Origin of the sequence: Chroococcidiopsis cubana SAG 39.79 (assembly GCF_003991895.1) — a bacterium.
GTDB classification, from domain to species: Bacteria; Cyanobacteriota; Cyanobacteriia; order Cyanobacteriales; family Chroococcidiopsidaceae; genus Chroococcidiopsis; species Chroococcidiopsis thermalis.
In genome coordinates, this window is the sequence record NZ_RSCK01000049.1 from 1 (window position 1) to 25,580 (window position 25,580).

At 44.6% G+C, this 25,580-nt stretch carries 24 protein-coding genes and 1 pseudogene; 12 read left to right on the forward strand and 13 right to left on the reverse strand.

All coding sequences use genetic code 11. The features are described from left to right. Positions 1-57: 57 nt before the first annotated feature. The gene (locus DSM107010_RS23540; protein WP_241994317.1) at positions 58-1,299 is read right to left on the reverse strand and encodes a condensation domain-containing protein; all 1,242 of its coding nucleotides are present in this window, start codon (positions 1,297-1,299) and stop codon (positions 58-60) included. A gap of 639 nt (positions 1,300-1,938) precedes the next feature. On the opposite strand from DSM107010_RS23540, the gene DSM107010_RS23545 reads away from it, so the two are divergent. Continuing rightward, on the forward strand, positions 1,939-3,885 hold the full coding sequence (locus tag DSM107010_RS23545; RefSeq protein ID WP_106167603.1) for an ABC transporter ATP-binding protein: 1,947 nt from the start codon (positions 1,939-1,941) through the stop codon (positions 3,883-3,885). Between the two features lie 121 nt (positions 3,886-4,006). Here DSM107010_RS23545 and DSM107010_RS23550 read toward each other — a convergent pair whose 3' ends face one another. The 4 genes from DSM107010_RS23550 to DSM107010_RS23565 all read right to left on the reverse strand — a co-directional run bounded on the left by DSM107010_RS23550 (position 4,007) and on the right by DSM107010_RS23565 (position 6,199). Continuing rightward, positions 4,007-5,110: an ABC transporter ATP-binding protein gene (locus DSM107010_RS23550; protein WP_106167602.1), complete on the reverse strand. Its 1,104-nt coding sequence runs from the start codon at positions 5,108-5,110 to the stop codon at positions 4,007-4,009. Positions 5,111-5,178: 68 nt separating this feature from the next. Further along, positions 5,179-5,754 (reverse strand): HD domain-containing protein, encoded by a 576-nt coding sequence (locus DSM107010_RS23555; protein ID WP_106167601.1) that lies wholly within the window; start codon positions 5,752-5,754, stop codon positions 5,179-5,181. Positions 5,755-5,759: 5 nt separating this feature from the next. After that, on the reverse strand, positions 5,760-5,984 hold the full coding sequence (locus tag DSM107010_RS23560; RefSeq protein WP_106167600.1) for a type II toxin-antitoxin system HicA family toxin: 225 nt from the start codon (positions 5,982-5,984) through the stop codon (positions 5,760-5,762). Further along, positions 5,984-6,199: a type II toxin-antitoxin system HicB family antitoxin gene (locus DSM107010_RS23565; RefSeq protein WP_106167599.1), complete on the reverse strand. Its 216-nt coding sequence runs from the start codon at positions 6,197-6,199 to the stop codon at positions 5,984-5,986. Before DSM107010_RS23565 ends, DSM107010_RS23560 begins: the two co-directional genes overlap by 1 nt. 150 nt (positions 6,200-6,349) lie before the next feature. Here DSM107010_RS23565 and DSM107010_RS23570 point away from each other — a divergent pair, with 150 nt between their 5' ends. Then, positions 6,350-6,955 carry a hypothetical protein gene (locus DSM107010_RS23570; RefSeq protein ID WP_106167598.1) on the forward strand — a complete coding sequence of 202 codons (606 nt, stop codon included), beginning with the start codon at positions 6,350-6,352 and terminating at the stop codon, positions 6,953-6,955. An 80-nt stretch (positions 6,956-7,035) separates the two neighbouring features. Here DSM107010_RS23570 and DSM107010_RS23575 read toward each other — a convergent pair whose 3' ends face one another. After that, positions 7,036-7,257 carry a helix-turn-helix domain-containing protein gene (locus tag DSM107010_RS23575; RefSeq protein WP_015152181.1) on the reverse strand — a complete coding sequence of 74 codons (222 nt, stop codon included), beginning with the start codon at positions 7,255-7,257 and terminating at the stop codon, positions 7,036-7,038. A gap of 165 nt (positions 7,258-7,422) precedes the next feature. Here DSM107010_RS23575 and DSM107010_RS23580 point away from each other — a divergent pair, with 165 nt between their 5' ends. Beyond that, a complete protein-coding gene (locus tag DSM107010_RS23580) occupies positions 7,423-7,896 on the forward strand; it encodes a hypothetical protein (RefSeq protein WP_106167597.1) in 474 nt (157 codons plus the stop codon). A 98-nt stretch (positions 7,897-7,994) separates the two neighbouring features. Beyond that, the gene (gene typA / locus DSM107010_RS23585) at positions 7,995-9,785 is read left to right on the forward strand and encodes a translational GTPase TypA (RefSeq protein ID WP_106167596.1); all 1,791 of its coding nucleotides are present in this window, start codon (positions 7,995-7,997) and stop codon (positions 9,783-9,785) included. Between the two features lie 108 nt (positions 9,786-9,893). Here the strand turns inward: typA and mnmA are convergent, their stop codons facing one another. After that, on the reverse strand, positions 9,894-10,955 hold the full coding sequence (gene mnmA / locus DSM107010_RS23590) for a tRNA 2-thiouridine(34) synthase MnmA (protein ID WP_106167595.1): 1,062 nt from the start codon (positions 10,953-10,955) through the stop codon (positions 9,894-9,896). Between mnmA and DSM107010_RS38695 the strand changes: the two genes are divergently transcribed. After that, entirely contained in the window at positions 10,954-11,124 is a 171-nt protein-coding gene (locus DSM107010_RS38695; protein ID WP_158631852.1) for a hypothetical protein, read from the forward strand. The genes mnmA and DSM107010_RS38695 overlap by 2 nt on opposite strands. Here DSM107010_RS38695 and lepA read toward each other — a convergent pair. Beyond that, positions 11,090-12,904 carry a translation elongation factor 4 gene (gene lepA / locus DSM107010_RS23595; protein WP_015152177.1) on the reverse strand — a complete coding sequence of 605 codons (1,815 nt, stop codon included), beginning with the start codon at positions 12,902-12,904 and terminating at the stop codon, positions 11,090-11,092. The two genes, DSM107010_RS38695 and lepA, sit on opposite strands and share 35 nt — an antisense overlap. 5 nt (positions 12,905-12,909) lie before the next feature. Next, positions 12,910-13,065, reverse strand: a complete 156-nt coding sequence (locus DSM107010_RS38700) for a hypothetical protein (RefSeq protein WP_158631853.1) — start codon at positions 13,063-13,065, stop codon at positions 12,910-12,912. A 241-nt stretch (positions 13,066-13,306) separates the two neighbouring features. Between DSM107010_RS38700 and DSM107010_RS23600 the strand changes: the two genes are divergently transcribed. From DSM107010_RS23600 to DSM107010_RS23630, 7 genes and pseudogenes are all read left to right on the forward strand, one after another. Further along, a complete protein-coding gene (locus tag DSM107010_RS23600; RefSeq protein ID WP_015152176.1) occupies positions 13,307-13,534 on the forward strand; it encodes a ribbon-helix-helix domain-containing protein in 228 nt (75 codons plus the stop codon). Between the two features lie 158 nt (positions 13,535-13,692). Beyond that, entirely contained in the window at positions 13,693-15,477 is a 1,785-nt protein-coding gene (locus tag DSM107010_RS23605; protein WP_041462671.1) for a GAF domain-containing hybrid sensor histidine kinase/response regulator, read from the forward strand. 176 nt (positions 15,478-15,653) lie between these two features. Next, positions 15,654-16,305 (forward strand): annotated as a pseudogene (locus tag DSM107010_RS23610) (DUF3386 domain-containing protein). Between the two features lie 132 nt (positions 16,306-16,437). Next, positions 16,438-16,668: a NifU family protein gene (locus DSM107010_RS23615; protein ID WP_015152173.1), complete on the forward strand. Its 231-nt coding sequence runs from the start codon at positions 16,438-16,440 to the stop codon at positions 16,666-16,668. A gap of 151 nt (positions 16,669-16,819) precedes the next feature. Further along, positions 16,820-19,069 (forward strand): glycoside hydrolase family 57 protein, encoded by a 2,250-nt coding sequence (locus DSM107010_RS23620; RefSeq protein WP_106168961.1) that lies wholly within the window; start codon positions 16,820-16,822, stop codon positions 19,067-19,069. 492 nt (positions 19,070-19,561) lie between these two features. Further along, entirely contained in the window at positions 19,562-19,834 is a 273-nt protein-coding gene (locus DSM107010_RS23625) for a microviridin/marinostatin family tricyclic proteinase inhibitor (protein ID WP_106168960.1), read from the forward strand. Positions 19,835-19,980: 146 nt separating this feature from the next. Beyond that, positions 19,981-20,949: an MvdD family ATP-grasp ribosomal peptide maturase gene (locus DSM107010_RS23630; RefSeq protein WP_106168962.1), complete on the forward strand. Its 969-nt coding sequence runs from the start codon at positions 19,981-19,983 to the stop codon at positions 20,947-20,949. 335 nt (positions 20,950-21,284) lie between these two features. On the opposite strand, the gene DSM107010_RS23635 is transcribed toward DSM107010_RS23630, so the two are convergent. The 4 genes from DSM107010_RS23635 to DSM107010_RS23650 form a co-directional block, all read right to left on the reverse strand. Continuing rightward, complete coding sequence (locus DSM107010_RS23635) at positions 21,285-21,671, reverse strand: endonuclease domain-containing protein (RefSeq protein ID WP_106167278.1); 387 nt, start codon at positions 21,669-21,671, stop codon at positions 21,285-21,287. A gap of 57 nt (positions 21,672-21,728) precedes the next feature. Further along, positions 21,729-22,349, reverse strand: coding sequence for a winged helix-turn-helix domain-containing protein (locus DSM107010_RS23640; RefSeq protein ID WP_106167279.1), 621 nt, complete (start codon positions 22,347-22,349; stop codon positions 21,729-21,731). Between the two features lie 257 nt (positions 22,350-22,606). Further along, a complete protein-coding gene (locus DSM107010_RS23645; RefSeq protein ID WP_106167280.1) occupies positions 22,607-23,926 on the reverse strand; it encodes a CO2 hydration protein in 1,320 nt (439 codons plus the stop codon). Positions 23,927-24,063: 137 nt separating this feature from the next. Next, positions 24,064-25,554, reverse strand: coding sequence for an NADH-quinone oxidoreductase subunit M (locus tag DSM107010_RS23650; RefSeq protein WP_015152168.1), 1,491 nt, complete (start codon positions 25,552-25,554; stop codon positions 24,064-24,066). Positions 25,555-25,580: the final 26 nt, after the last annotated feature.

Consider the following 25,580-nt stretch of genomic DNA (forward strand, 5'->3'; position numbering starts at 1 on the left):
GTGCAAAACTTTTTTCGTGAGAAACATGTTGCTTACGCCGCAACCTAAAACTGTTCACTATTCTATGCTCTGGTTAGTAAGTTTGAGTAAAAGCTCTGATGCGGCGCAGCTAACTAAGGTGAGTGGATAATTCGTTTGTTCTTCTAATCGGAATTCTAGATTTTGCCATCGACTACCTTGAGCGCGTAAAGCCGAATTCAATTCATAGTTTTCAAATACTAAAAGGCTGTTAAACAGAGGCGTACCACTGGGAACGTCGCTCCAACCTTGAATATTGACTAAAGGAGTATGTTCGTAGTCCCGCAAAGTCACCCACTGCGATCGCAATTCCTGCAACCACGGTAAAAGCTGTTGCTCTGGCGAGACATTGACCCGCACTGGTAGGGTATTAATCAGCAGTCCTACCATAGACTCAGCTCCGGCTACAGAGGAGTGACGGCAAGCTCTCGTGGCTCCAAAGACAATATCGGTTTCGCGACTGTAGCGACTCAGTAGTATAGCCCAAGCTCCCTGTACCAAAGTGTTAAGCGTGAGCTGGTGTTGTTGTGCCAAAGATTTTAATATCGCTGTCGTTTGCTCTGACAGTCGCAGTTCGCGATTGCCAAAACTGCGATCGACGATCTCTAAGTCTGTATTTAAGGTTTTAGCTAATGTTGAGTTAGCTATTAATGGAGTTGGTGCAGTAAAGCCTTTGAGTCGTTGTTGCCAAAAGTTGGCGGTTTTTGACCAATCTTGCTGTAACCATTGGATGTAATCTTGATAAGGACGAGGTTGTGGTATTTCTAAGTCCTCTCCCAGGCAGAAAGCATCGTAAAAAGTAAAAACTTCTTTGAGAACTATATGCAAAGACCGACCGTCTAATATGGCATGATGAAAAGTCCAAATCAAGCGGTAGTCACGATCGCCGAGCTGCACCAGAGCTAAACGCATTAATGGCAAGCGATCCATCTGAAAGCCAAGGGCGCGATCGCGCTGAAGATATACTTGCAACTGTTGTTCTTGTTCCATCGCTGACAAGCTACGCCAATCTTCTCGTTCTATCTCAATAGCGGGTTGTAGGTGGACGCATTGTAATGGTTGACGATCGCTTTTCCAATCAAAGCTCGTTCTTAAAACTGGGTGGCGTTCCACAACTCGTTGCCATGCTTGAATAAAAGCAGAAATATTGAGGCGATCGCGGATCGAACAAATTACCTGCTCGATATCAACTCCAGATTGTTGAGCGTGGAGGCTATGAAACAGCATTCCCTGCTGCATTGGTGAAAGTGGGTACGCGGTTTCTATAGTTGTTACTTTCATTTGCTTTTAATTCTTAACTCTTAATTCTTAATAGTTAATCGTGAAATCGATTGCTCGTATAGAAACGTTATATGTAACGTCTCTATACGAGAAACTGCTATAGCAGTTCTAAATGATTTGTGCTTCTAGCCAGCCGCAGGCTAGAAGCCTGCTCCACGTTCATGAATTAAATTGGATTGCTATAAAATCAAATAAGTTAAATTAGAAATTTTCTCCTTTTGAAAGCAAGCTAAAAAGATTGAAATACAAAATTTAAGTACGAAACTTATGCAGGATTAAGTATTTGAATCATATGAATATGCAAAATAATATATCTGGCATAAAAAATTGCCAGAAGATTGTAGCGATCGCAATAGTTTCAGATAAAGATTGATACAGGGATTACTGATAATAATACTGAAAAACGGTGAATGTAATATGTAGTTTTCATATTTTTTTGATTAAGACTAGTAGCAGACGGATAGTAGGCATTGAATCGCTCCATATTAGGCAGATTCGGGTAACCTCCTCATCAGAAATAGAAAAACTGAGCGATCGCCTGCAAAAATCTAGCCAGAATGAGAGCGATCTTGAGTCAGTACTAGCGCTAAATTAAGAAAATGTATTTTAGATGACCGATCGTCCATTAAAGGTTGCAGCATGACGACATCAGCGCCCGTATCCCAACCCGTCAGAAATCGCCGCCGCCAGAATGATTGGCGATTGTTCCTAAGATTAATTCCTTACGGTCGCCGTCACGGTAGGTTATTGTTGATTTCCACGGTTTTGCTAGTTCCAGTAGCGATCGCCAATGCCGTTCAACCAATTTTGATCGGTCAAGCAATCTCCCTCATTCGTAAAGAACCAAATACCTACGATTTTCTCAAAAATCTACCTCTGGGGCAGGGTTTACAAATTCTGGAAGGTTTGTTGCTGTTAACAGTGATAGTTCGTCTCATCTTTTCAGGGGTGCAAGGCTACTTAGTGCAAAAAGTCGGACAACAAATGACAGCAGATATTCGCAACGATCTCTTTGCACACGTTACATCTTTAGCAGTACGCTTTTTCGATCGCACCCCTGTGGGAAAATTAATTACTCGCTTAACAAGCGATGTGGAAGCATTAGGAGATGTCTTCACAACTGGAGCAATAGGTATTATCAGCGATCTATTCTCCATGTTAGTAATTTTAGCTCTCATGTTTCAGCAACAGTGGCAGCTCGCTTTAATGCTGTTGTTGATGCTATTTCCAGTCACGGGATTAATTATTTTCTTTCAGCAGCAATATCGTAAAGCCAATTATAAAGCTAGAGAAGAACTGTCTTTACTCAATTCCACCTTACAAGAGAATATTTCTGGGATTAACGTCGTACAGATGTTTCGCCGCGAACAATTCAACGCCGAACTATTTCGCGCCACGAATTTAAACTATATTCGTGAGGTAGATAGAACGATCTTTCACGATTCAGCAGTCTCGGCAACTTTAGAATGGGTAGCTTTAGTAGCAGTTGCAGGGGTACTCTGGTTGGGTGGTATTTTTGTCCTGCAAGAAAGATTAGAATTTGGCGTTCTTGCTGCATTTATTCTATTTGCCCAACGATTATTCGATCCTTTACGCCAGTTTGCGGAAAAATTTACTGCAATTCAAGCCGGATTTACAGCTGTTGAGCGCATCAGCGATATTTTAGACGAACCAATTGAGATTCGCGATCCTGTTGAGAATGGAAGTCGGGAGTCGGTAGGGGCGGGTTTAGAAACCCGCCCGTACGGGAGTCGGGGAAGAGAGAAGAGAGCAGAGGAGACTAGGAGACTAGGAGCAGAGGGAGCAACTACCAATTACCAACTACCAATTACCAATTACCAATTACCAACTACCCATGTCGGAGAAATTCGCTTTGAAAAAGTATGGTTTGCTTATAAAAATGACGATTATGTGATTAAAGATTTAGATTTTACGATTCGTCCAGGAGAAAAAATTGCTTTAGTTGGTCCTACGGGGGCGGGAAAAAGTTCGATTATTCGGCTGCTGTGTCGTCTCTACGAACCGACACGAGGACGAATATTAGTGGATGGAGTTGATATTCGAGATATTCCGCAGGCAGAATTGCGCTGTCGGATGGGTGTGATTCTGCAAGAAGGTTTTATTTTCGCGGGAGATGTGAAAAGTAATATCACACTGGGGGATACTTATTCTTTTGAAGAGATCCGCGCCGCCGCAGAGAATACGAATGTGGCACAGTTTATCGAGCAGTTACCCCAAGGATACGATACTCAGTTGCGAGAGCGCGGTACGAATCTTTCTAGCGGACAAAAGCAATTGTTGGCGTTTGCGCGTGCGGCAATTCGTAACCCTCATATCCTCGTACTGGATGAAGCTACGGCTAGTTTGGATGTGGGTACGGAAGCTTCGATTCAAGATGCCTTGGAACGCTTGCTAGAGGGGCGAACGGCAATTATTATTGCTCACCGTCTTTCCACAATTCGCAATGTAGACCGAATTTTTGTCTTGAAGCGGGGTGAATTAGTCGAGTCTGGAACTCATGAGGAGTTGATACAGCTTGGTGGGTTGTACGCAGGTTTGCACCAGTTGCAGATGTTGGGTACATAACCAAATAAAAAGGCAGAGGAATACTGAAAGCGTCCCCTGCTCTGTTTCCTTGTCAATTATTAAGAATTGTAACACGTGCGATCGCACTTGCTGCTCTATCTGAGGGGGAATTTGCGCTTTACTATGGATACAATCGATCGCCAGTAGTTGGTTCAAAGACAAATAAACAATCTAGATCTAGTTGCAGAGATAAGCGATCGCCTACACGTAAATTGACATTAGGACTCACTTGTGCGTTTAATAATACGCTCGTTCCTGGTACGTTGCCTTTAATTAAAATCTCTCTTCCCAATGGTTCTACTACTTTTAAGTGAGTCGTGAGTAGCGAGTCGCGTGTATTGTTTTGGCTGCTGAGTAGTTCATTGACATAAATACACTCAGGACGAATTCCTAAATCTACAGGTTTTCCTGGTGCTAAATTCAATTTCTGTTGTATTTCTATCGGACAAAAAATGTGTTGTTCCCCTATCTGAAAACCTTGATTTGTATAAATAGCAGGCATAATATTCATTGGAGGGTTGCCCAAAAAAGTTGCTATCATCTGATTAGCTGGATGGGCATAAACTTCCTGTGGTGCGCCGATTTGTTGAATCTTGCCGCGATTTAATACGACAATTTTATCGGCTAATGTCATCGCTTCAACTTGATCGTGAGTGACATACACAGTTGTTACACCTAATTGTGCGTGTAACTGTTTTAATTCTGCCCGCGTATCGTCTCGTAATTGAGCATCTAAATTCGATAGGGGTTCATCTAATAAAAATACTTGTGGCTGACGCGCGATCGCTCTACCTAATGCTACCCGTTGTTGCTGTCCCCCCGATAGTTGTTTGGGTTTGCGATCGAGTAGATTTTCTAAAGAAAGCGATCGCGCTACTGTCTCTACTCGTTCTCTGATAATTTTGCGATCGACTTGCCGCATTTGCAATCCGAAGGCGATATTTTCTGCTACCGTCATGTGAGGGTAGAGGGCGTAATTTTGAAATACCATCGCGACATCGCGCTGTCTGGCGGGGATATCATTCATCAGCGTGTCCCCAATATAGAGTTTGCCAGATGTAGCTGTTTCTAATCCCGCGATCGTCCTCAAAATCGTGGACTTACCGCATCCCGAAGGTCCCACCAGTACCCAAAATTCTCCATCAGGAACTTCAAATGTAATATCTTCGATCGCAGTGACATTATTAAATCGGCGCTTAATATCTTCTAGACGGACGTTTGCCATAAGCAGAGGTAATGGGTAATGGGTAATAGGTAATAGGTGATTCGCAACTACCAAATACCAACTACCAATTACCTATTATCATCCTTCACTAGTTGTTCTAATTCTGCAACGACTCGTTCTAATTCTTTAATTAAAGGTGTCTTTTCTCTAGCGATAAAAGCTTCGACAACGGCGCGATAGTACCATAGCGTACCGTCTTTACCACCTTTAAATCGTTCCCATACGGTTTCGCCTAAAGTGCGATAGTCTTTTAAGATCGACCTGGCGTTGTGTAGTTTGTCGGCAGCTGAGACTAAAATTATCGATGGGGATGCTTGAGGAATAGTGGCGATATAAGCTTCCTTGCGCTGTCTCCAAGGTGGTTTGGGGATTGTTTCTACGTCGGTGCAACCGTCTACAATCGCGGTAACTGTATCGCCAAAACGACGGCGAATTTCTTCTCTTGTCGCCGCACCCCCTTGGTCTTCAATTGCATCGTGGAGTAAAGCTGCGATCGCTTCATCTTCGTTTGCTCCATATTCTAAAGCAATACTGGTTACGCCTAGCAGGTGAGAAATATAAGGCACGCCGGAACTTTTACGCACTTGCTTTGCATGGAGTTCTGTAGCGTAAGTCAGTGCTTCGATAAAGCGGCTGGAAAGCATTTTCTTCAAAGCAGGTCTATAAACTCTTCTCTTGTCATCTTGGCATCACGTAAGATTTTACGTAGTAAACCTCTGCCGACATTTTTACCAGCATGAACGGGAATCGTCACTACTCTTCCGTCTTCATGCTGCATTCTGACATAAATACCCTTTTGTCGAACTACTTGAAAGCCCACTTTCTCAAGAGCATGAATAACTTCATTGCCTGTAACAGCAGGTACTTTTGGTATTATTTTACTACCTTTTGGATACCTACAAACTCCGGTAAGTTCTCATACCCCTCCTCTTCCAAACAAAGTTCGATGACTTCTTTAATATTTGCTATTAGCTCGTCAATAGTTTCGCTTTGGCTGTAACAGGCTTTAAGCTGAGGAACTTCTCCTACATAATATCCATCTTCATCTCGTTCAATGACAACGTAAAATTCTTGCTGGTTATTACTCATCGTTAAATTGTCTTTTATTTTACTAGGTTGTTTGCAATTATTCTTAAACGAACGCTAATTGTATTTTTCGATTTTTCATGCACTAAATACCTAAATATAATATATCTTCTAAACATCTATACCGCTCCAAATAACTCTTAAATAAGAAGTATGTCCATTATCAAGACTAAGCTTTTACATCCAATTACCAGTCCTGAGCAGATTGACAAAATTGATGAAAGTTTGAGCTGGGCTGTCCGTTGCCAGATGAAACCAAGATGGTCTGAAGAAATAACTCTTTTTAAGCTGGAAAAATGGGTTGCTGTCCCTGTCATCAGCGAAAGTTCAATCGATTCTATGGAGAAGGAGAGACGACAACAAACCTTGCTGGCGCGTGGATATCGCGAGTTGTGGGCGGTTGGGTTATGCAACAGGTATGTTCCCCCCTATACAGTACCCGTAACGCTTGAGGGTCTTGAAGAGTTTCGTCAAGAAATGGGATTTCTCTACGACTGCGCCCTCTTCGCTGGGCAGCCGGAGCCTGACTGGGTGCTGATCTCAATAGACTCCGAACTTGATGTGATTGCAGGTCAGGCTGACTTTATTCGTCAATTTCTCAATTGTGAGATAGAGGAAGCTTTCTTCCGCTTCCAAAACTACGTCGTGCATGAACCAATGCCAAAGCAGTTGAGGCAATATTTACAACTTGTCCACGACCGTCTCAAAGGTAACTATCAGAGTGCCTCAGTCGGTGCGGAATTTCGTCTAACTCCATAGGGTGTGAGTAGATGGAATGAGAACAAGATATGTGTAAGATTGTGCAATTCTAGTTTGTGCAGCCTGTGTATCAGCGTCGCCTATTCTTTTACAACTTCTAATAAGTCTTCTATGATCACGTCGAAAGTCTGCGCTAATTTACGTAGTGCGTTAATATCTGCCATTGCCATCCCAGGAGAAGCAGCATAAGTTTTAACTGTACCGTAAGCTACCCCCGATCTGTCGGAAACTTCTTTTAGCGTCCACCCTTCTTTAGCAGCAAATTCTCTAATTTTTAACCTGACTAATCCGTTTGTTGACATGCCGTTGACTTGTCAGCTGAAGCGTTCTATAATACTTAAATCTATTAAAAGCGATCGCCCTGGTCTGGCAAACTGTGACGACCGCTTTGTCAAAATACAACCCACAAAGTAGAAAATCGCTACCAGGAGTAGAGATTTTTCACTACAAAGTGAGAATTCATTAATATGATAGCAACAGAAAACACGCAAGCAAAGTATATTCATCCTTTAGCGCGATTTGTTACCAAAGAAGCGATCGCTCTTTGCCTTAACTTGCAACCAGAGCAAATCTACAAAATCGACTGCTGGCGCTACGTCATCCACGTTGTCGGTAAAGGCGTGAGTACGTTTGTCAGCTATGCCGATTTACCTCCGATCCTCGGAGTCGAACCGCCAACAAACAAAGATTTTTTTCGCTGGCGCAAGCGGTTTGCCAAGCACAAAAAACAAGCCCCCCAATTTTGGGAAGCATTCTACCAGCAAAAATTGCAGCAAGCAGCTTCCCAGACTGAGTTAGACCAATGGAAGCAAATCTTGCAGGTAATCGAACAAATCCTTCCCTCGGATTCTGTAGCAGCATTACGCACTGTATTTGAGGAAACGCGATCGACAATCCGATCGTACCGACTCCCGACTCCCCTCATAAGCTACAATTATTAAGGCATATTTACAGAATTGCTATTATTGACTCAATTCTGCTAAAGGCTGCTAACACTGTATCAGCTTAATTATCCTATACAAAACTCTGGAACGCCCTTATGACGCTCCCCATTCGCAACGTCGCCATTATCGCCCACGTCGATCACGGCAAAACTACTCTCGTTGATGCCCTCCTGAGACAATCTGGCATCTTCCGCGAAGGGGAAGACGTACCTGATTGCGTGATGGACTCAAATGCCTTGGAACGAGAGCGAGGCATTACCATCTTGTCAAAAAATACAGCGGTGCGCTACAAAGAGACGCTGATCAATATTGTCGATACTCCCGGTCACGCTGACTTTGGCGGCGAAGTCGAACGAGTTTTGGGCATGGTTGACGGTTGTATCTTGATTGTAGATGCCAACGAAGGACCGATGCCGCAGACGCGCTTCGTGCTGAAGAAAGCCTTAGAAAAGGGACTGCGCCCGATTGTTGTGGTTAATAAAATTGACCGACCCCAGGCAGATCCTCACGGTGCAGTTGATAAAGTTTTGGATCTGTTTCTAGAACTGGGTGCAGACGATGACCAGTGCGATTTTCCCTATTTATTTGCTTCTGGTTTAAGCGGCTATGCCAAAGAAGATTTAGAAGCCGAAGGGGTAGACATGCAGCCCCTATTTGATGCGATTTTACGTCACGTTCCGCCACCTGTAGGCGATCCGGCAAAGCCATTGCAGTTGCAGGTCACGACTCTAGATTACTCGGAGTATGTAGGACGAATTGCTATTGGTAAAATCCATAATGGTACGATCCGCGTCGGACAGCAAGCCGCTTTGATCCGCGACACGGGGGAAATTGTTAAAGGCAAAGTCACAAAATTGATGGGCTTTGAGGGTTTAAAACGGATCGACCAAGAAGAAGCATCTGCGGGTAACATTATTGCGATCGCCGGATTTGCCGATGCTAATATTGGCGAAACGATTACCTGTCCTAACGAACCCCAGGCATTACCACTGATTAAAGTGGACGAGCCGACCTTACAAATGACATTTTCCGTCAACGACTCGCCCTTTGCCGGACAAGAAGGAAATTTTGTGACTTCCAGACAGGTACGCGATCGCTTGATGCGAGAATTGGAAACTAACGTCGCTCTGCGCGTGGAAGAAACCGACTCCCCCGATAAATTCTTAGTTTCGGGACGCGGCGAACTCCACTTGGGAATCTTAATTGAAACCATGCGACGTGAAGGTTACGAATTCCAAGTTTCTCAGCCACAGGTAATCTATCGCGAAGTCAGTGGACAACCCTGCGAACCGTTTGAATATCTCGTGTTAGACGTACCGGAAGAAGCCGTAGGTAGTTGTATCGAACGCCTGGGACAGCGTCGGGGTGAAATGCAAGATATGCAAGTTGGGGGTAACGGACGCACTCAACTCGATTTCGTCATTCCTGCCCGTGGATTAGTTGGCTTCCGAGGTGAGTTTATGCGGATGACTCGTGGTGAAGGAATTATGAACCACAGCTTCCTCGAATACCGTGCTATTTCTGGGGAAATTGAAGCCCGTCGCAACGGCGTACTGATTTCTTTTGAAGAGGGAGTAGCCACCTTCTACGCCATGAAGAACGCCGAAGACAGAGGTGTATTCTTTATCACTCCTGGTACTAAAGTCTACAAAGGTATGATTGTGGGCGAACACAACCGCCCGCAAGACTTAGAACTGAATGTTTGCAAAACCAAACAGCTAACCAACCACCGTGCTGCTAGCGGCGATGAATTAGTCCAGTTGCAAGCACCCGTAGACATGAGCCTAGAACGCGCTCTAGAGTACATTGGACCCGAAGAGCTAGTAGAAGTGACCCCTAAATCGATTCGGCTGCGGAAGCTATCGAAAAAGCTGGCTAAACGATAATCCTTGTAGAGGCGTTGTTGTAGAGACGTTACATGTAACGTCTCTACATTGGGTGAAATATATAACTTGTAGGGGCGCACATCTGTGCGCCCCTACGTGTATACGAAATCAATTCGGTGCTGGCTTTTCAATAATTCCACCACCCAGGACAACATCACCGTCGTACCAAACAGCAGCTTGTCCGGGGGTAATGCTAAATTGGGGTTCGTCAAATACCAACTTGACGCGAGAATTTGCCAAAGGAACCACTGTCACATCTACCGCAGTTGAACGATACCGCACTTGGACTTGAGCGCGAATCGGTGCATTGGGTTCGAAGATAGAAACCCAGTTTACCCGCCCAACGGTACATTCTATCTGGTTAGCAGTGGTGCGATCGCCCACAATCACTCGATTCGTTACCGGATCTAAGCCAATCACGTACAGGGGTTCGGCTGCGGCAATTCCCAAACCCTTGCGCTGCCCAATCGTATAATGATGCACGCCATCGTGTTGTCCGAGTACCTTACCAGTAGCATCGATAATTTCGCCTTTTTTGGGAGCAATGTATCTATCCAAAAACTCCCGCATAGAACCGTGATTTTCAATCAAGCACAAGTCTTGGCTTTCTGGCTTGTCGGCTGTTTTCAAATTGTATTCGGAGGCGATTTGGCGCGTTTCAGCTTTTAGTTTTTCGCCTAATGGAAATATGACACCTGCTAAAACATCTTGGGTCAAATCGTATAAAAAGTACGACTGATCCTTATTACGATCTACAGCTCGTCGCAATTGATAACGTCCCGATGTTGGGTCGTGAGTAATTCGAGCGTAGTGTCCCGTCGCAATTTTGTCTACACCCAATTTTTCCCTAGCATACTGCAACATAGGGCTGAATTTTACCGTTTTGTTGCACTGCGAACAGGGTAGTGGGGTAATACCGTCGCTATATCCAGAGACTAAGTAGTCGATGATGTGGGTTTGAAAAACTTCCCGCATATCGACAATGTGATGTGGAATACCCAATTGTTCGCAGATATACGCAGCATCTACCATTCCCTCCGAACAGCATTGTCCTTTGCCTTTCATCAGCCAAAGGGTCAGACCAACGACATCATATCCTTGGTTATGTAGAATGGCGGCGGCGGTGGAACTGTCAACTCCACCAGAAAGACCGACGACGATTTTATTCATGGTTCTGGGAAAATGGCAAGATACTGATACTAATTTAGATCTTCTTGGCGATCGCCTGCTGGAAGAGTCGCGAGGACAAGGGGGACAAGGGGGACAAGGAAGCAATTCTGGTTCCACTAGCCACCAGCCACTCACTACTGCGAACCATCCAATTTTAGTACAGCCATAAATGCTTCTTGGGGTACGTCTACCGTACCGACGGCTTTCATTCGCTTTTTACCTTTAGCTTGCTTTTGCAAGAGTTTTTTCTTGCGGCTGATGTCACCACCGTAGCATTTGGCGAGTACGTCTTTACGCAGTGCGGGAATGTGTTCGCTGGCGATAACTTTGCTGCCAATGGCGGCTTGGATGGGGACTTTAAATTGATGGCGGGGGATCAGTTCTTTCAATTTTTCTGCCATCGCGCGTCCGACACCATAGGCTTTGTCACGATGGACGATCATTGCTAAAGAGTCTACCGGATCGCCGTTGATCATCAGATCTAGGCGGACTAAGGGATTTTCGCGGTAGCCAATCAGATGATATTCCATGCTGGCATATCCGCGCGATCGCGACTTCATTTGATCGAAAAAGTCTGTGACTACCTCTGCCAAAGGCAATTCATAAGTTAATGTCGTGCGCCCCTGGGTAAGATATTTCATATCTTTGAAGATTCCCCGCCGATTTTGACACAACTCCATCAACGTGCCAACAAAAGATTCTGGCGTAATCATTTCTACTTGAGCGTAGGGTTCAGCAATGCTTTCCCGTTCGTTGGGTGCTGGTAACTTGCTGGGGTTATCAACATAAATTTCTTCACCGTTGTTGGTAACTACTTTGTAAACTACCGATGGAGCTGTAATTACCAAATCTAAATCGTATTCGCGTTCTAAACGTTCTTGGACGATTTCCATGTGTAACAATCCCAAGAAACCGCAGCGGAAACCAAACCCCATCGCGCTTGAGGTTTCCGGTTCGTATTGCAAGGCTGCATCGTTAAGCCTCAGCTTTTCCAGAGCATCGCGCAGATTTTCAAACTCGTCTGAGTCAGTGGGAAACATCCCGCAAAATACCATCGGCTTTGCTTCGGTGTAACCTGGTAAAGCCTGAGTTGCTGGTTTTGCTGCTAGGGTAATTGTATCGCCCACCCGCGCATCGGCTACAGCTTTAATGGCGGCGGCGAGATAACCGACTTCTCCGGCGTGCAGTTCTTCGACTTGCTTTTGATTTGGAGAGAGGACACCTAATTCGTCAATTTCGTATTCTTTTTTCGATGCCATCAAACGGACGCGATCGCCTTTTTTCACCGTACCATCCATGACGCGAAAATAGACGATTACGCCTCGGTAACTATCGTAGTAGCTATCAAAAATTAACGCCCGTAAGGGATCGTTAATCGTATTACGTGGAGGTGGTACGCGCTGGACGATCGCCTCTAAAATCTCGTCAATGCCGATTCCCTCTTTTGCCGATGCTAAAATTGCATTGCTGCAATCTAAGCCAATAATTTGTTCGATCTCCTCAATCACCCGTTCTGGTTCTGCCCCTGGCAAGTCAATTTTATTCAATACGGGAATGATTTCTAAGTCATGCTCCAAGGCTAAGTAGACATTTGCTAGAGTTTGCGCCTCTACTCCTTGGGAAGCATCGACAACTAATAATGCTCCCTCACACGCTGCTAAAGAGCGAGACACTTCATAAGAAAAGTCAACGTGTCCTGGGGTATCAATTAAATTCAGGACGTAAGCTTCTCCGTCCTTTGCTTGATAGTTCATCCGAGCCGCTTGTAACTTAATCGTAATGCCGCGCTCTCGTTCTAACTCCATATTGTCAAGAAACTGCTGCTTCATCACCCGTTCCGCAACCGTACCAGTTGTCAGCAACAAGCGATCGGCTAGTGTTGATTTCCCATGATCGATGTGAGCGATAATAGAAAAATTACGAATGCGTTCGGCGGAAACATCTGTCATATTTTTTACGATTTAGCAGCAAGCAAATAGCGATCGTACTTAACGCATTTTAATCTTTTATTGAGGGAGTAGGAAGTGGCTAGTGGCTGGCGGCTAGTTGGATTGACACATGACGTTAGCCAAACTCGACCCTCTGCCCAAAAGCATTTGACAAGCATCATCTTGAACTAACCTTGTGTGTCGTTGCAGCTAGTAGTAGGATTCTTCATCTAGTCACTAGTCACCAGCCACTAGTCACTGCTAACTGGTCGCCGATCGCGCTTACAATAGACCTATTCGGACGCGATCGCCATTGAGTAGCGCCGCAAAAGTCCTGTTCTAGTTTAGATAGCTGCGCAGGAAGAGCTGCAAGCCAAGCATGGCAAAAGTTACGTTTGCTAAATCAATTACCGTTTAGCGCTTATGAATGACAACATCGATACATCAGACGCAAACCTCGACAAGGTAAAACTCTCTATTCATTTAGATTCGGAACTCGTCGATCAAATTCAGCATTTAACTAACGATCCGAGTAAAGTGATTGAAGTCGCGATCCGTCAATGGTTGCGCGGTGAAACGCAGCGAGATGATGAACTAACTCGTACGATCCCTCGTACACCCGTACCACCGCGCGGTGAGTGGAACGATTAACAGTTTTCATCTAACTTGGTAACGCTCTCTTGACTAGAGTGCTTGGTAGATTGCTGGCGACACCAAGCAAAATTCCCAATCTATCAGGTTTTGTGCCAAACTCGAAGCAAATGTTTGTCGAGTCATTCGACTTGCGCTGTGTCGAACTATCTTTAGTAATGAGTGCTAATACAGATTCCCATCAGCCAGCTTTCACATCTTCATTCGAGTCATTTGGTATGAATTCCAGCGGCTCTCTATCATCTCTAGGAGCTGAATTAGCCTACGTACAGGATAGCTCGGGTTGCTATCTTTATTTCTCATGGCAACAAGCCGATAGTGTAGGTTTGCAGCAAGAGCGGATTGTAGGACAATCTTTAGAACAGACATTTGGACCTTTAGATCCAACTCCCTACTTAAGACGGGTGCAAAGGATTTTGGAAAGTCTTGTTCCCGAACGCTGTCACTGTGTATTTCGCTACGGACAAAAATTGTTTGGATTTGAGTTGGCAATTAGCCCAATTTTACCCGCAACGGGATCGGCTACTTCTGTTTTAGTCATAGGGCGACACTTAGAAGAAATAGACAACGAAGTGGTAGCCGATGTCTATTCGGAATTGGCGACTACGGCAATGGGATCGCTCGGTTCAGTTTCGTCTAAAAAGCTTCTCAGTCAAATTGCGCGTAACATCCGCCGCACGTTAGATCTAAATACAATTTGGCAGCAAACTGTAGAAAGTTTGGGTCAAGCCTTGGGTGTCAGTCATTGTATTATCTGCTCGTATAGACCGGAAGATCTCCATTTACAAGTGGTAGCTGAGTATCGCCAAATGGCAGTGCGGTCGATGCTGGGTCAATCAATTGATATCATGCACGAACCAGGTTACTGTCAGGCTCTAGAGACTCTTGCACCTGTGGCGATCGAAAAGACAGAAAATCCCCAGTTTCAACAATCAATCTTACTATTAGCAACGGTCGATCGCGATAAGCCTAACGGCTTAATTTGCTTGCAGCATTGCGAACGCAGCCTTCAACCACAGACTCACAGTAATTCGATGTTGCATCCGATCCCTCGCTTACGCCAGTGGACGACGGAAGAAATCGAGTTAGTCCGAGATTTAGCCGATCAAATTGGTACGGCGATCGCCCATGCTACTCTCTACAAGCAGCTAGAAGAAGCTCGCCAACAAGCAGAAGAAGCCTCTCGCCTTAAAAGCGAATTTCTCGCTAACACTTCCCACGAACTCCGCACGCCGCTCAATGGAATGCTGGGATTTTTAAAGTTAGTGCTGGAGGGGATGGCAGACGATCCTGAAGAACAGGAAGAATTTATCCAAGAAGCCTATCGCTCTGGCTTGCACCTGCTCAATATCATTAACGACATTCTAGATATTGCCAAAATTGAAGCAGGCAAAATGGATTTGGAGTTAGGTCAAGTTAGACTCAACGAGCTATTTAGCGATCTCGAAGACTTTACCAGAACCCAAGCCGAGCAGAAAAATTTAAGTTTGCAGATCCAATTACCACCTACGGCAGATGAAATTATTGTCTTAGGTAATTACCAAAGGCTATTGCAAGTGATGCTAAATTTGGTCGGGAACGCGATCAAATTTACCCATGAAGGCGGAGTCACCATTAGTGCGGATATCACCCGGAAAAAAACCATTTTTCAAAATCAAGTTCTACCGGGAATGGTGAAAGTTCGTGTTGCCGATACGGGCATTGGTGTTTCTTTAGATAAGCAAGATAAACTATTTCAATCCTTTAGCCAAGTAGACGGCTCTCGCACGCGGCAGTATGGAGGTACTGGTTTGGGATTAACAATATCCCAAAAGCTAGTTGAAGCTATGGGGGGAACGGTCAATTTTTACAGTATGGGTGAGGGACTCGGTTCCACAGTTACCTTTACAGTCCCTTTGTATCAAGAGCCGTTGATGGTATTAGGACTGGGAGATGGGGAGTGAGGGGTGAGGAGCGAGGAGTGAGGAGTTAGGGAGAAAGAAATTTACAATCTCCACACCCTACACCCTTTTATCACGCACCACACCGCACCACACCACACACCACGCACTACTCTCTTTCCCTCGCTCCTCACTCCTCATTCGGACTACACTGTAAAAGGTGAAGTCACAACAATGCCATGACAGAGCAAACAAGTGCGCGAGACTTATTCAAGACGGCTTATGAAAACCGCTATACCTGGGATGAAAACTTTCCTGGTTACAGCGCAGACGTGCAATTGACGCAAGGTAATGAAGTCTACACGGGTAGAATTCGGATAAATCGCGATTTGAGCGTAGAAGTTACAGGCATAGAAGACGAAAAAGTACAAGAAAGCGTTTATACGCAGCTACGAGATATTGTTACTCACCGCAAGCGATCGCAATTCGAGCAGTCTCACGGCAAAAATGAGTTTAGCCTCGGTAAACTCGATGACAGTGGCGCAGTAGAAATCCTGGTCAAAGGCGATGCTATGGGTTCTAACTATAAAGTGCGCGGTACGGAGATTTGCCAAGTCAGCCGCGTTATGGGTCGCATGGCCTTTTGTCATCGATACTCACGATAGCTTAGATACAGGCGGAGGGTACGTAGCTAGTCGCTACGATGCGGTGTTCCGCAATCCCCAAACTAACGAAGTCATCAAGGTATTAAAGTTTCAAGACTTTTACGAAAAATTTGGTGACTATTACGTCATGACCAAGCAAACCGTAGAAGACTATCAGCAACAAGAACGAATTAAAACTGAGTTTAACTTCTCTAATATCAAACTACTAGAGGCTGTTGCTGTTTAGTTGGTAGTTGGTAGTTGGTAGTTGGTAATTAGTTACTGTTCCCTGTTACCTTTCTTCTCTGACAACTGATAACTGACAACTGACTAGAGCTAGGATCGTTTTAGCAAGTTTGTTAAACAAAGGTCTAATTCTATGGAACTTACAACAGATAATGTAGAAACAGTTTTGGATGAAATGCGCCCCTATCTGATGTCAGATGGTGGCAACGTAGAACTCGTCGAACTCGACGGTCCAATCGTGCGGTTGCGGTTACAAGGAGCTTGTGGTTCTTGCCCTAGTTCTACCATGACTCTGAGAATGGGAATCGAGCGCCGTTTGCGGGAAATGATCCCCGAAATCGCTGAAGTCGAACAAGTAATCTAGCGATGAGGTAATGGGTAATGGGTAATGGGTAATGGGTTAATGGTTGACAGTTCGCGGTTGACGGTTGACTGTCTTCACTCCGTGTAGCGTCTACCACCGATTACCAATTACCAATTACCAACTACCAACTACCAACTACCGATCGATACCTATGCCCCATCCTTTATACGTTGCATTCGTCTGGCATCAGCACCAACCACTGTATAAAAGTCGCGATCGCAGTTCTGCTTCTACATCCAATCAGTATCGCTTGCCGTGGGTCAGGTTGCACGGGACAAAAGACTATCTGGATTTGGTGTTAATTCTAGAGCGTTATCCTAAGTTACATCAAACGGTTAACCTCGTTCCTTCTCTGATTCTGCAACTAGAAGATTACATTGCTGGGACTGCTTTCGATCCATATCTGACAGTTAGCTTGACACCTACAGAGCAACTGCAAAGGGAGCAGCAACAATTTATTATTGCTAACTTTTTTGATGCCAACCATCATACCCTGATCGATCCCCACCCCCGTTATGCAGAGTTGTACCATCAACGGCAGGAACGCGGTGCAGCTTGGTGTTTAGACAATTGGCAGAAGGAAGATTACGGCGATCTACTGGCTTGGCATAATTTAGTTTGGATCGATCCAATTTTTTGGGACGACCCCGAAATTGCTCAATGGTTGCAGCAAGGTCGGGGTTTTACTTTAAGCGATCGCCAGCGGATTTATTCTAAACAAAGGGAAATTATCAGTCGGATTGTCCCCCAACATCGCCACATGCAAAAAACGGGGCAATTAGAAGTTACTACCTCGCCTTATACTCATCCAATTCTGCCTTTACTTGCCGATACTAACTCCGGTCGGGTTGCCGTACCGAATATGAATCTGCCTAACTACCGCTTTCAGTGGGCAGAAGATATTCCGCGTCACTTGCAAAAAGCATGGGAGTTATACGAAGACCGCTTTGGACAAGTACCCAGGGGTTTGTGGCCCTCCGAACAGTCTGTCAGCCCTGAAATTCTCCCCTATATTATCAAGCAAGGATTTAATTGGATCGTCTCTGATGAAGCCGTTTTAGGGTGGACGCTCAAGCACTTTTTTCACCGTGACGGGGCGGGAAATGTCATCGAACCAGAATTGTTATACCGTCCCTATCGCTTGCAGACAGCAGCGGGAGATTTATCTATTGTCTTTCGCGATCATCGACTGTCTGATTTAATTGGTTTTACATATGGGTCGATGCCACCTAAACGCGCCGCAGCAGATTTAGTGGGACATTTAGAGTCGATCGCCCATCAGCTCAAACATCACCAAGAAGGCGATCGGACTAGCTTAGAACAACCTTGGCTCGTCACGATTGCATTAGATGGAGAAAACTGCTGGGAATACTATCCTCAAGATGGCAAACCCTTCTTAGAAAACTTATATCAAACTCTCAGCAACCATCCTCATATCAAACTCGTCACCGTCTCGGAATTTATCGATGCTTTTCCCCCAACTGCAACAATTCCAGGTGAGAAATTACACAGCGGTTCCTGGGTAGATGGCAGCTTTACCACTTGGATTGGCGACCCGGCAAAAAATCGAGCTTGGGACTTGCTAGCAGCAGCGAGAGAGGTATTGGCACAGCATCCAGAGGCGACAGAAGAGAATAACCCCGAAGTTTGGGAAGCTTTGTACGCTGCTGAGGGTTCCGATTGGTTTTGGTGGTTTGGTGAAGGTCATTCCTCCAATCACGATGCTATCTTCGACCAGTTATTTCGAGAGCATTTGTGTGGCATTTATCAAGCCTTAAATCAACCCGTTCCTCCAGTGCTGTTGCGTCCGGTGGAAATTCATGCTGCTCCTGCCGACCATCGCCCTCAAAGCTTCATTCATCCTAATATTGATGGCATGGGCGACGAGCAAGACTGGGACAAAGCCGGACGCTTAGAAGTTGGGGGAGCGCGGGGAACGATGCATCAAAGCAGCACGGTTCAGCGCATTTGGTATGGGGTAGATCACCTAAATTTCTATCTCAGATTAGATTTCAAAACAGGGGCAAAGCCAGGTCAGGACTTGCCACCAGAACTCAATTTACTCTGGTTCTATCCCGATCGCACCATGCATAACAGCCCCGCACCTTTGGTAGACTTGCCAGAGCAATCGCCAATGAACTATATGTTTCACCATCGCTTGGAAGTTAACTTACTGACACAATCGGTTCACTTTCAAGAGGCGGGAGAACACTATCAATGGCATCCCCGCGCCAGTCGCGCTCAAGTAGCGTTGGAGCGTTGTTTAGAAGTCGCAGTTCCTTGGGCAGATCTGCAAATGCCACCTGATTACCCTTTACGCTTAGTTTTAGTATTGGCGGACGAGGGTAGATTCCAGCAGTATTTACCTGAGAATGCTTTGATTCCGATTGAAGTACCCTAGAGAAGAGAGCTGGGGAAGCTGAGGGAGCCCAGGGGGCTGAGGGGGCAATTACCAATCGGCTCCTGACTCTTGTACGGGCGGGTTTAGCAAAAGATTTACGGCTGACGGCAAGAAATCTTCGATCGAAACCCGCTCTTGACGATATCTGATACCCGATCGTACCCTTGCGTTTTTGTATGCCCCAAATAAATTTTTGTAAAGCCATGCGTAACCTCTATACTGCTGGATGAAGTGGTGAGTATAGGTTGCTAATTAAAGCTTAGCAATACAACTTAAAAATTTAGAATTTGGAATTGGCAATTCAGAATAAGTTGAATGCTTTCAAACCCATACAAGGCGTGAAAAATTAGATTTTTCTATTTTCAGCCCCGTAGATTTGTCTGTGGGGTTTGTCATTCATAATTCTACGACTAGAATTCTAAATTCTTTTGATAAGAGTTTGCTGAGTTATTGCTGCAACCTGAATTAACCAATCGGAGGTAAATAAAATCTATGTCTGATATGAACTCACGGAATTTAAATTCACCAATTCCTTTTTTCGCCCACTTTCTAGAAGGACAATTTGGAGCAGAACTTTCAGAAGCAGAAATGGCATCTGTGAGTGGTGGTAGCGAATATGCTGCAACAACGCTAGCGTATCCATCTGACGTTGACGTTGATGGTGGGAATAAAGGTTATGAATTCCCCTCAATCGATGTATTTAAGATGCCATCTATGCCTGAGTTTCCAAAGTTCCCATCAATCTCTGATTATTACAAGAAATAATTTGTAATTCGTAATTCGTAATTCGTAATTTATTAACTCTGGGTACAAGCTCCTAGCTTGGTGATGAAAAATAATTTTATAGCAATAATGTGGAGAATAATGGCTACGAATTACGAGTTGGCGATCGCAAATTGGAGTATAACAATATGACAGTTTTGATCGTGACTCATAGTCGAGATCATGAGGGTATTTCCTTAGTTATGGATGCGATCGCAGCTCAAGATGGAAAGACATTTCGCTTTGATACCGATCGCTTTCCGACGCAGACGCAGTTAGAGGTTTATTTCGGACTGGGAACGGAACGGTTTGTGCTGATTGATGGCGCAAATCAACTCAATTTACAAGATGTGTCCGCAGTTTGGTATCGGCGCATTCGCATGGGTGCAAGGATTCCGACAACAATGGATGCGCAACTACGCCAAGCCTCAGTTCAAGAGTCGCAAGCTACGATTCTAGGGGCGATCGCTAGTCTCAAGATTTTTCACCTTGACTCCGTGTCCCATATTCGCCGTGCAGAACACAAGCAATTACAATTACAAATTGCGCGATCGCTTGGTTTAGAAACTCCGCGTACTCTGATTACAAACAATCCCCAAGCAGTGTTGGAATTTGCACGAGAGTGCAGTTCGGGTATGGTGACAAAAATGCTCACTACCTTTGCAATCTACGATCGAGGACAAGAGCAAGTTGTTTTCACTAATCCAGTCAAGCCAGAGGATTTAGATAACCTAGAGGGACTGCGTTTCTGTCCGATGTGCTTTCAAGAAAACATTCCTAAAGCATTAGAACTAAGGACAACAATTGTCGGACAGCACGTATTTACAGCTGCTATTGATTCTCAAGTTTCTCCTGAAGCGCGTCATGACTGGCGGCGACAAGGATTGACTTTGATTGATGCTTGGCAACCTTACACTCTTCCTCAAGAACTTGCTGTAAGATTGCGACAGATGATGACATATTTTCAGTTAAACTATGGAGCATTCGATCTCATTTTGACTCCAGACGGGCGTTATATATTTTTAGAAATTAATCCCGTAGGAGAGTTCTATTGGTTGGAAAAACATGCTGGTTTACCAATTTCGCAAGCGATCGCAGATATCCTCATACCATTTTGATCTGACTGCGCCACGGAAGATCCCCCCAACCCCCCTTACAAGGGGGGCTATGAGCGACCGATTTAGTGCAAGGATAAATAGAATTGGTATCACAAAAAGCTCCCCTTTTTAAGGCAATTGATGTTTACATAAAAAGCCCCCCTTAAAAAGGGGGGTTGGGGGGATCTTCTTCACTTGGTAAGTTGGGGGGATCTTCTTCACTTGGTAAGCAGGATCGTGAGAATAAAAAAGCCCTCCTTTTGAAGGGGGGTTGGGGGGATCTTCTTCACTTGGTAAGCAGGATTGTGAGAATAAAAAAGCCCTCCTTTTGAAGGGGGGTTGGGGGGATCTTCTTGCTAGGAATGAAGTGCGATCGCTTCCTCAATCTCATGACAAACTCCCTCTATATTGTTCAATACTTCGTTATTGGTAAATCTAATTACCTTCAGTCCATAGCCTTCTAGTTTGGCACTTCTTTCTAAATCATAAATTTTGCCATCATCTGTAAAATGGCTATCTCCATCAACTTCGATAACTAATTTTAATTCTGCACAGTAGAAATCAACAATGAAATTATCTATAGGTCTTTGTCTTAAAACTCGATATTTGAACTTTCTTAGATAATGATTCCAGAGGAGCTTTTCTGCTGGAGTCATGTTTTTGCGTAATTCTTTTGCTCTTTCCACGAGTTGTGGATTGTAGGGTAGGTGGAAGTCTGTGTTGAGTAGGTTTTCGCGATTCATTCTGAGTCCTCGGAGATCCCCCCCAACCCCCCTTAAAAAGGGGGGAACTAGAGTGCATTAATAGCTATAGTACTGTTGAATAGCATTAGCAATCGCCAAAGCGGTAGAGCGATTCCAAATAGTTTCCAGTTTTTGATTGTTGTAGTAATAATTAATGATAATGAGATCGTTTTCTGCTTCAACTATTAACGTTTGCAAAGCATCATTTCTAGCATTGACAAGTTTTAATATTTCTGTCTTATTAGATGACTTGACTGAAAAATCATATTCTTCTGGTTCGTTCCATTCTATTTCATCCCATTCATCAGTATCGAAATCGTCTTTTAATGTTTTTGAAATCTTTTGAAATTTCATGAACTCGGGATATTGCATTAAAAACTCTCTATCAATAAAGTCTAAATTTTGTTTAATAACTCCTAATCCTCTTTTGGTTATCTTTACATATCCCCTTTTAGGTGATTCAACAAGTCCTGCTTTTTTTAAGTAAGTTTTAGCCCAACCCACTCGATTATCAAAAATTGGTTGCTGACCGCTTGGTAATAGTTTTGATTTTTCAGAACTAGTTAAATTGTATTCCCATGCTAAAGTTTCAATAATATCACGGATAAAATAATCTTGCTCGTCTTCTAAAATCTTCAACAAGGGTAACATTAAACTTTGAAAATCCGGAATAGACATTTATTTGGAGTTTGCTTGATAAGAAAAGACGATCTGGCTTTAGAACAGCTTTTTTCAATCATAAAATATGAACGGTCGTATTTGTTTCAGAGTAATTACTGAAAAATCTTGAAGATCGTACCCTTACTTTTGTTAAAAATTTGCCTGTTATCAAAAAGCCCCCCTTTTGAAGGGGGTTGGGGGGATCTTCTTCACTTGGTAAGCAGGATCGTGAGAATAAAAAAGCCCCCCTTTTTAAGGGGGGTTGGGGGGATCTTCTATCGATAATCCGCAGACTGAATTTGTCGCAAACGTGCCGCATCTCTCATACCAAATTCTGGACGACAGAAGCGATTAATTTGCTTTTCAAAAAACTCTCGATTTGCTTGCAAATGTCTTGGATTTGGATCGTCTAACGGATACAACAATGCAGTTCTCAACGCTTGAATAACTGCCGAAGTTACGCAGTACATCGATCGCTGGAACGTAATACCCAATTGCACTAAAATATCATCTTCGCCGCGACAGTGCTGCTGGTAATAATCTCGAAGATATTGAGGCAAGAAATGATACATATCTTGTGCTAACAACGTAGGTGGAATACCAGCCGTACCTACAGGGAATTTATCTGCATATAAAACACCATAGTGAAAATCTTTTTGTTCAGTAGGAATTTGTCCGGCTTGGGCATTATATGATTTCGTTCCACGGAAAGGAGAGGTGCGGTAGAAAACAGCTTCAACATAAGGTAACGCCGCTTCGTAAAGCCAGGTAAACCCTTTTGATTTAGGAATAATTTCGTAGCGTTCGCCGCGAATGTAAACGTGGTGGTAAATTGGACGACCCGCGATCGCAAAAATTCCATTCACCAAGAAATTCATCGCGTCGGGGACTCCCTTAAATCCGCCTTCATCGTAAATATCAGACATCTCGAAGAAGACTGGAGCCATCACCTCCCAGAATAAGCCCAGGTTGGCGTAATAAGAAGCCTGACGGCACTGTTCTAAGAACATTTCTGGAAATAACTTATACAGCCCCAGCATGGCTGGATTGTACTTGAAATAAGCTTTAATGGCGCGATCGGCATTTGCCTTATATTCATCTGAATCGAGATAGGCATCGAATTTGCCATAACCCATATCTCTACCGTGCCACAGCATTGCCCGCATACATTCTTCGGCAAATTCCATGTTGATGCGATCGTGGAACCAGTGATGCAGCAATCTAGGCATCTTGCGGGTTTCACCTTTTTCCATAAAGGCAAGTAATTCGGGATGCGCTGTGGCTGGTCCCCGCCAAATTCGCAAATCAGCATCGTCGCCTGCATAATGATTGTGCAGGTCTAAATACTCTTGAGGAATGAAGTATTTAAAGAAAGGTAGCGGATCGAGAAAGACTCGTTCGCCAATATAAAGCAAGTCGCGCCAGTAGAAATCCATCGGTACGGCATAAGCCTTGTAAATACCGATAATTTGCATCAGGTTTTCTGGTGTATCTGGTAGCATCGCCCCACCTGCTTCTAAGCGATGGATGATATCGGCAAATTCATGCTTGGATGGGGGCAGTTTCGCTGTAGCTTTTTCTTGAGCAAGTACCATGATGGGAGTGAGTAGTGAGTAGTGGGGATTTGCAGGGGCGGGTTCACCAAGATACTTCACTCATAACAGAGATGTCCGGTGAACCCGCCCGTACAGAAGTTGTAGGGAATCGTAGGGGCGCATAGCCGTGCGCCTAGCTAATTTTTAATCGCAATTTGCTGTGTAGTGTTGACGCGGACGGAAGCAACCATAGCAGTGGTAGTGGTTTCACTCCAACGTACTAACCAAGTAGGTTGAATGCCCAAAAATAGGATCAAGACTGTGAGAACGAGGGCAGGAATTTTTTCCGACCAGGTGACAACGGGATAGTAAGCTGTCTTGTTGTCTAGCTTGCCGAAGCAAGTCCGGTTGAGCAAAATCACAAAATATACCGCTGTTAACCCCGTACAGATGACGCAAACGAGGGTAGGTAAGGGAAATCTAGCGTAGCTGCCTTGCAGGACTAAAAATTCGGCAATAAAACCAGTCATGCCCGGAATTCCCGCACTTGCCATACCTCCCATCACTAGAAGGGCGCTAATGTATGGTAATCCGCGAATTGGACTCATCAATCCATTCAAGACATCAAGTTCGCGAGTCCCGACTTTAGTTTCAATGACACCAATCAAGTTAAATAGAATTGCCAAAATTAGACCGTGGGCAACCATTTGCGCTACTGCGCCGACCGTACTCAACTCAGTAGCAGCAGCCGCAGCCAGCATGACATAACCCATGTGTCCGATCGAACTATAGGCAACCATGCGCTTGATGTCTTTTTGAGCGATCGCCGTTACCGCACCGTAAACCGCGCTAATTGCCCCGATAATCGCTAAACCAGGCGCAACGATCGCCCAAGTTTCGGGAAATAATCCTAAACCAAATCGGATAATTCCATAAGTTCCTAACTTTGCCAGGATTCCCCCCAACATAATTGCTACGGGTGGAGAAGCCTCCGTGTAAGCATCGGGTAGCCAAGTATGTAGGGGAACCAAAGGAATCTTGATGCCAAATCCAACTAACAGGATGGTGAGGAGGATCAGTTGCGCTTGTAGGGGTAATCCTTGAGTGGCGATCGCGTTGTAATCGAAACTAGAAGATCCTGTCAGCCAAGTAATACCCAAAAAGCCAGCCAGAATCAAAATTCCTGAAACTGCCGTGTAGATCAAAAACTTCATCGCAGCGTAGCCGCGCTTTGCCGTTCCACCCCAGATTGCAATCAGCAGATAGAAAGGAATTAGCTCGACTTCGTAAAATAGGACGAACAGCAGCAAGTTTTGCGCCAGGAATCCACCCACCACCCCAGCATAGATCAGCAGTAACAAAGCGTAGTACAGCCGAGGACGGGTAATATTTTCGCTGCTACTATAAATTGCAATCCAAGTCAATACCCCCGCTAAGGCGACTAGAGGGATAGACAAACCATCTGCCCCTAAGCTGTAGCTCAACCCCAAGGTATCAATCCAAGGCAACAGTTCGGAAAATTGCATCCCAGCTAAGGAGATGTCAAATTGACTCAGCAGTACCAGCGTCCAAATAATGATACCAGTCGCGATCGCCAAAGCTAGCGATCGCGCCCGATCTCCTTTCATTGGTATAAATCCAATGCAAGCAGCACCGACGACAGGTATCCAGATCAAAGCACTCAGCATAACGATTTTGAAATAGGTAGTTGGTA

What these genes read in the sequence shown, in the direction of transcription:
- DSM107010_RS23615 (WP_015152173.1), top strand. Translation starts at nt 16,438, where the DNA reads ATGGAACTTACAACAGATAATGTAGAAACAGTTTTGGATGAAATGCGC.
- DSM107010_RS23545 (WP_106167603.1), top strand. Translation starts at nt 1,939, where the DNA reads ATGACGACATCAGCGCCCGTATCCCAACCCGTCAGAAATCGCCGCCGC.
- DSM107010_RS23620 (WP_106168961.1), top strand. Translation starts at nt 16,820, where the DNA reads ATGCCCCATCCTTTATACGTTGCATTCGTCTGGCATCAGCACCAACCA.
- DSM107010_RS23635 (WP_106167278.1), bottom strand. Translation starts at nt 21,671, where the DNA reads ATGAATCGCGAAAACCTACTCAACACAGACTTCCACCTACCCTACAAT.
- DSM107010_RS23580 (WP_106167597.1), top strand. Translation starts at nt 7,423, where the DNA reads ATGATAGCAACAGAAAACACGCAAGCAAAGTATATTCATCCTTTAGCG.
- DSM107010_RS23605 (WP_041462671.1), top strand. Translation starts at nt 13,693, where the DNA reads ATGAGTGCTAATACAGATTCCCATCAGCCAGCTTTCACATCTTCATTC.
- DSM107010_RS23645 (WP_106167280.1), bottom strand. Translation starts at nt 23,926, where the DNA reads ATGGTACTTGCTCAAGAAAAAGCTACAGCGAAACTGCCCCCATCCAAG.
- DSM107010_RS23600 (WP_015152176.1), top strand. Translation starts at nt 13,307, where the DNA reads ATGAATGACAACATCGATACATCAGACGCAAACCTCGACAAGGTAAAA.
- DSM107010_RS38695 (WP_158631852.1), top strand. Translation starts at nt 10,954, where the DNA reads ATGGTTCTGGGAAAATGGCAAGATACTGATACTAATTTAGATCTTCTT.
- DSM107010_RS23625 (WP_106168960.1), top strand. Translation starts at nt 19,562, where the DNA reads ATGTCTGATATGAACTCACGGAATTTAAATTCACCAATTCCTTTTTTC.
- DSM107010_RS23550 (WP_106167602.1), bottom strand. Translation starts at nt 5,110, where the DNA reads ATGGCAAACGTCCGTCTAGAAGATATTAAGCGCCGATTTAATAATGTC.
- DSM107010_RS23555 (WP_106167601.1), bottom strand. Translation starts at nt 5,754, where the DNA reads ATGCTTTCCAGCCGCTTTATCGAAGCACTGACTTACGCTACAGAACTC.
- typA (WP_106167596.1), top strand. Translation starts at nt 7,995, where the DNA reads ATGACGCTCCCCATTCGCAACGTCGCCATTATCGCCCACGTCGATCAC.
- DSM107010_RS23650 (WP_015152168.1), bottom strand. Translation starts at nt 25,554, where the DNA reads ATGCTGAGTGCTTTGATCTGGATACCTGTCGTCGGTGCTGCTTGCATT.
- DSM107010_RS23570 (WP_106167598.1), top strand. Translation starts at nt 6,350, where the DNA reads ATGTCCATTATCAAGACTAAGCTTTTACATCCAATTACCAGTCCTGAG.
- DSM107010_RS23630 (WP_106168962.1), top strand. Translation starts at nt 19,981, where the DNA reads ATGACAGTTTTGATCGTGACTCATAGTCGAGATCATGAGGGTATTTCC.
- DSM107010_RS23565 (WP_106167599.1), bottom strand. Translation starts at nt 6,199, where the DNA reads ATGAGTAATAACCAGCAAGAATTTTACGTTGTCATTGAACGAGATGAA.
- DSM107010_RS23640 (WP_106167279.1), bottom strand. Translation starts at nt 22,349, where the DNA reads ATGTCTATTCCGGATTTTCAAAGTTTAATGTTACCCTTGTTGAAGATT.
- mnmA (WP_106167595.1), bottom strand. Translation starts at nt 10,955, where the DNA reads ATGAATAAAATCGTCGTCGGTCTTTCTGGTGGAGTTGACAGTTCCACC.
- DSM107010_RS38700 (WP_158631853.1), bottom strand. Translation starts at nt 13,065, where the DNA reads ATGATGCTTGTCAAATGCTTTTGGGCAGAGGGTCGAGTTTGGCTAACG.
- lepA (WP_015152177.1), bottom strand. Translation starts at nt 12,904, where the DNA reads ATGACAGATGTTTCCGCCGAACGCATTCGTAATTTTTCTATTATCGCT.
- DSM107010_RS23575 (WP_015152181.1), bottom strand. Translation starts at nt 7,257, where the DNA reads ATGTCAACAAACGGATTAGTCAGGTTAAAAATTAGAGAATTTGCTGCT.
- DSM107010_RS23540 (WP_241994317.1), bottom strand. Translation starts at nt 1,299, where the DNA reads ATGAAAGTAACAACTATAGAAACCGCGTACCCACTTTCACCAATGCAG.